The organism is Flavonifractor sp. (assembly GCF_019422385.1).
Lineage (GTDB): Bacteria > Bacillota > Clostridia > Oscillospirales > Oscillospiraceae > Flavonifractor > Flavonifractor avistercoris.
The window spans coordinates 1-3,833 of the sequence record NZ_JAHZDL010000136.1; the positions used below are offsets into that span (position 1 = coordinate 1).

Below are 3,833 nucleotides of genomic sequence, written 5' to 3' on the forward strand. Positions count from 1 at the left end.
TAGTCATGAGTTTCAGCCGGGACATGGCTTAAACCTCCTCAAAGTAGGTGTCGGGTCGCTGGGGATCAAAGCGCTCGTTGGCCCACATGACGGTCACCAGATCCTCCGTATCGGAGAGGTTGATGATGTTGTGGGTGTACCCGGGCAGCATGTGCACCGCCTGGATGTTCTCCCCGGAGACCCGGAACTCCAGCACCTTATCGGAGCCGATCTCCCGCTCCTGGATCAGGGCCTGGCCGGAGACCACCATGAAAAACTCCCATTTGCTGTGGTGCCAGTGCTGGCCCTTGGTGATGCCGGGCTTGGAGATGTTCACGCTGAACTGGCCGCAGTTGGCCGTTTTCAGCAGCTCCGTAAAGCTGCCCCGCTCATCCACATTCATCTTCAGGGGGAAGCAGACCGCCTCCTCCGGGAGATACGAGAGATACGTGGAATAGAGTTTCTTTGCAAAGGAACCGGCAGGGATCTCCGGCAGCAGCAACGTCCGGGGCTGGTCGTGGAACTGATGGAGCAGATCCACGATCTCCCCCAGGGTGGCGGTATGGGTCACCGGCACGGCGCAAAGACCGTCCGCCCCCGCCGTCTCCTCCCCCTTCAGGGCCCGGAGGAACTCGTCCACCACATCGTCGATATAGCAGAGGGTCAAGCTCACCGCCGGATCGCTCACCGTAATGGGAAGATCCCGGGCGATGTTATGGCAGAAGGTGGCCACCACGCTGTTGTAGTTGGGACGACACCACTTGCCAAATATGTTGGGCAGGCGGTAGATCAACGTCTTGGCCCCGGTGCGCGCCCCGTAGGAGCGCACCAGATCCTCCCCCGCCAGCTTGCTGCGGCCGTAGGGGTTGTCCCGCAGGGCCTGGATAGAGGAGGTCAGCAGCACCGGGCAGGGATTGCCCGCTTTTTCCAGAGCGGAGAGGAGCCGGGCCGTCAGGTCCCGGTTGCCGGTGAGGAACTCATCCTCCGTCTCCGGCCGGTTCACCCCCGCCAGGTGAAAGACGAAATCCGCTTCGGCGCAGTATGCCTCCAGGGCCCCCTCGGGGGACTGGTGGGTGTACGTCAGCAGCTCCAACTCCGTGGGAAGGCCCCGGGTCCGGTCCTTGCCGTCCCGTACCGCTTTCAATGTCTCCATCAGGTTCCGGCCCACAAAGCCGTGGGCTCCGGTAATGAGGATCTTCATGCCTGCTTCTCCCATTCCGCCAGCTCCTGCTGAATATAGGGCAGGGCCAGCAGCTTCTCCTTCACCTGCTCCACGTTCAGAAGCGCGGTGTTATTGGAATTAAATTCCGTCAGGGTGTTTCGGGTCTGGTCTCCCTGGGTAAAATACTTATCGTAGTTCAGGTCCCGCTTGTCGCAGGGCACCCGGTAAAAGCCACCCAGATCCAGGGCGTGGGCGCACTCCTCATTGGTCAGCAGAGTCTCATAGAGCTTTTCCCCGTGGCGGATGCCGATGACCCGGGTCTCCGCCTCCGGACAGAACAGCTCCCGCACCGCCTGGGCCAGCACAGCGATAGTGCAGGCCGGAGCCTTTTGGACCAGGATGTCGCCGCTTTCCCCGTGCTCGAAAGCGAAGAGCACCAGGTCCACCGCCTCCTCCAGAGACATGACGAACCGGGTCATTTCCGGCTCTGTGATGGTAAGTGGCTTGCCTGCCTTCATCTGCTCGATCCACAGGGGCACCACGCTGCCCCGGGAGCAGAGAACGTTGCCGTAGCGGGTGCAGCAGATCTTGGTGCGCTCCGGGCTGACGGTGCGGCTCTTGGCCACGATGACCTTTTCCATCATGGCCTTGGAGGTGCCCATGGCGTTGACGGGGTAGGCCGCCTTGTCGGTGGAAAGGCAGATCACAGACTTCACCCCCGCGTCGATGGCGGCCGTGAGGACGTTGTCCGTGCCGATGACATTGGTTTTCACCGCCTCCAGGGGGAAGAACTCGCAGGAGGGCACCTGCTTGAGAGCCGCGGCGTGGAAGATATAGTCCACCCCGTACATAGCGTTGCGGACGCTGGCCAGGTCCCGCACGTCGCCGATGAAGAAGCGGAGCTTGTCCGCCGCTTCTGGCATGGCGGCCTGGAAGGCGTGGCGCATGTCGTCCTGCTTCTTCTCGTCCCGGGAGAAGATGCGGATCTCCCCGATGTCAGTCTTCAAAAAGCGGTCCAGCACGGCGTTGCCGAAAGAGCCGGTGCCGCCGGTGATCAGTAAGGTCTTTCCTTGAAACATACGCTTCAGCGCTCCAATCCACGCATGATGATCTCATAACTCTGCTCCGCTGTATAATGAGCAGAAAAATACATTCGTCCCGCATCGCCCATGGAAGCGAGATCTGCAGAGCAGGCGCGTTCCACCGTCCGCACAAAAGCGGCTGGGTCGTCGCTGGGACACTTCCAGCCAAAGCCGCCCGCCTGGGCAATGTCTCCGATATCGGTAGCCGGATCTGTGCAGGCGATCACCGGCAAACCCGCCTGGAGATAGGAGAGCAGCCGGGAGGGGAAATTGGGAATGGTAAACCGGTGGTCCAGAAACAGCAGTCCCACATGGCAGGATCGGACCAGCTTATCATAGTCTGCCCGGGGCAGGCCGGATAATAAGAGGAGATTGGAATACTTCTCGGCTTCCACGAAAGTCCGGAGCTTTCCATACTCCGTTCCGCTACCGCAGATAACGAAAAAAGCGTCCGGAACGTGAACCGCCGCTCGCAGACATTCGATCACAAAGGGAATATCCTGGGGACGGCCCAGGTTCCCGCCATACAGAAAGATCTTCCGCCCCTGGGGGATGCCGTACTTCGCCCGGATGGCAGATGCTTCTTCCGGAGACACGGTCCAAAAATCCGGTTCCTCGCTGTTGGGACAGACCTCCACCTGCTGGGGCTCCAGAGCCGGATTGTGCCGGAGCACATACTTCACATTGGCGGGACTCATGCAACCGATCTGATCAGCCAGAGCGTAGAGCTTTTTCTCCTTGGCACGGAAATACCGATACACCGGACCGCTCTGGGAAATAGCGCCCAGGTCGGCGATCCCTTGAGGCCAGATGTCCTTGAGAAGCAGGTAGAACTTCGCTCCGTCCCGCTTTTTGATATAGGCCACCACGCCCGCCAGAGTGATAGGCGGCGTGGCCATCAGGATGAGGTCATAGCGCTCATTCCGGCAATGCCGGTCCAGGGCCCGCCGGATATTGGGGCCGATCTGCAAAGACGCGATGCCTTTTTTGAGGAGTCCCACCTTTTGCATCTGGGGCGTCTGCACATGCAGAACGGCATAGCCCTCACGGCGATCATCATAGGTGGCGCGATCCGGTTGGACGGAAATGATGCGGACAAAGTGTCCGTTTTTGACAAAGATCCGCAGAAGATCCGGATAGATCCCCCGGTCCTCCAACGACGCAATGGGTGCCAGAGACAAAAATAATACGTTCATAGAACCTTCCCGCTATCCTTTTTTTCGCAGCAGCATGAAGGCCTCACTGCTGCCCATGCCCCACTGCAATCCGCAGGAACGGTCCGTCTCCCGGACGTACTGGGCAGAGCGGGGATGGGGATAGGCCCGGGCCTCCGTCTGGTAGGCTAGCAGGGCTGCCTCTTTCAGGGCAGCGTAATCGGTGATGTCCACCATGACATTGGGCAAAAATGCCGTGTGGGCAAGCTGAGGGTTCCACTCCGTGGAGGAGGGCACTCGGTAGCAGTACAGCTCCCGCACCGTCTGTCCCGGCACCGGCCGCACCGCCACCAACGTGGAGCGGTACACCATCTGGTGATCCAGGTTTACGTCCCCAAAAAAATGGGTATACGCCACCTCCGGCGCCACGGCGTCCACCGTATCCTCAATGAGCTG

3 protein-coding genes and 1 pseudogene are annotated in these 3,833 nt (G+C 60.2%); all 4 read right to left on the reverse strand.

The window, feature by feature from the left end:
• Positions 1-28: 28 nt before the first annotated feature.
• Positions 29-1,180 carry a capsular polysaccharide biosynthesis protein CapF gene (locus QZ378_RS12335; RefSeq protein WP_291258480.1) on the reverse strand — a complete coding sequence of 384 codons (1,152 nt, stop codon included), beginning with the start codon at positions 1,178-1,180 and terminating at the stop codon, positions 29-31.
• Positions 1,177-2,220 (reverse strand): polysaccharide biosynthesis protein, encoded by a 1,044-nt coding sequence (locus tag QZ378_RS12340; protein ID WP_291258478.1) that lies wholly within the window; start codon positions 2,218-2,220, stop codon positions 1,177-1,179. The genes QZ378_RS12335 and QZ378_RS12340 overlap by 4 nt, the downstream gene beginning before the upstream one ends.
• Before the next feature lie 5 nt (positions 2,221-2,225).
• Positions 2,226-3,419 carry a glycosyltransferase family 4 protein gene (locus QZ378_RS12345; RefSeq protein WP_291258479.1) on the reverse strand — a complete coding sequence of 398 codons (1,194 nt, stop codon included), beginning with the start codon at positions 3,417-3,419 and terminating at the stop codon, positions 2,226-2,228.
• 12 nt (positions 3,420-3,431) lie between these two features.
• A pseudogene (locus QZ378_RS12350) lies at positions 3,432-3,833 on the reverse strand (PIG-L family deacetylase); the annotation flags it as partial.

Coding starts and splice junctions, on each gene's coding strand:
- QZ378_RS12335 (WP_291258480.1), bottom strand. CDS start 1,180: ATGAAGATCCTCATTACCGGAGCCCACGGCTTTGTGGGCCGGAACCTG.
- QZ378_RS12340 (WP_291258478.1), bottom strand. CDS start 2,220: ATGTTTCAAGGAAAGACCTTACTGATCACCGGCGGCACCGGCTCTTTC.
- QZ378_RS12345 (WP_291258479.1), bottom strand. CDS start 3,419: ATGAACGTATTATTTTTGTCTCTGGCACCCATTGCGTCGTTGGAGGAC.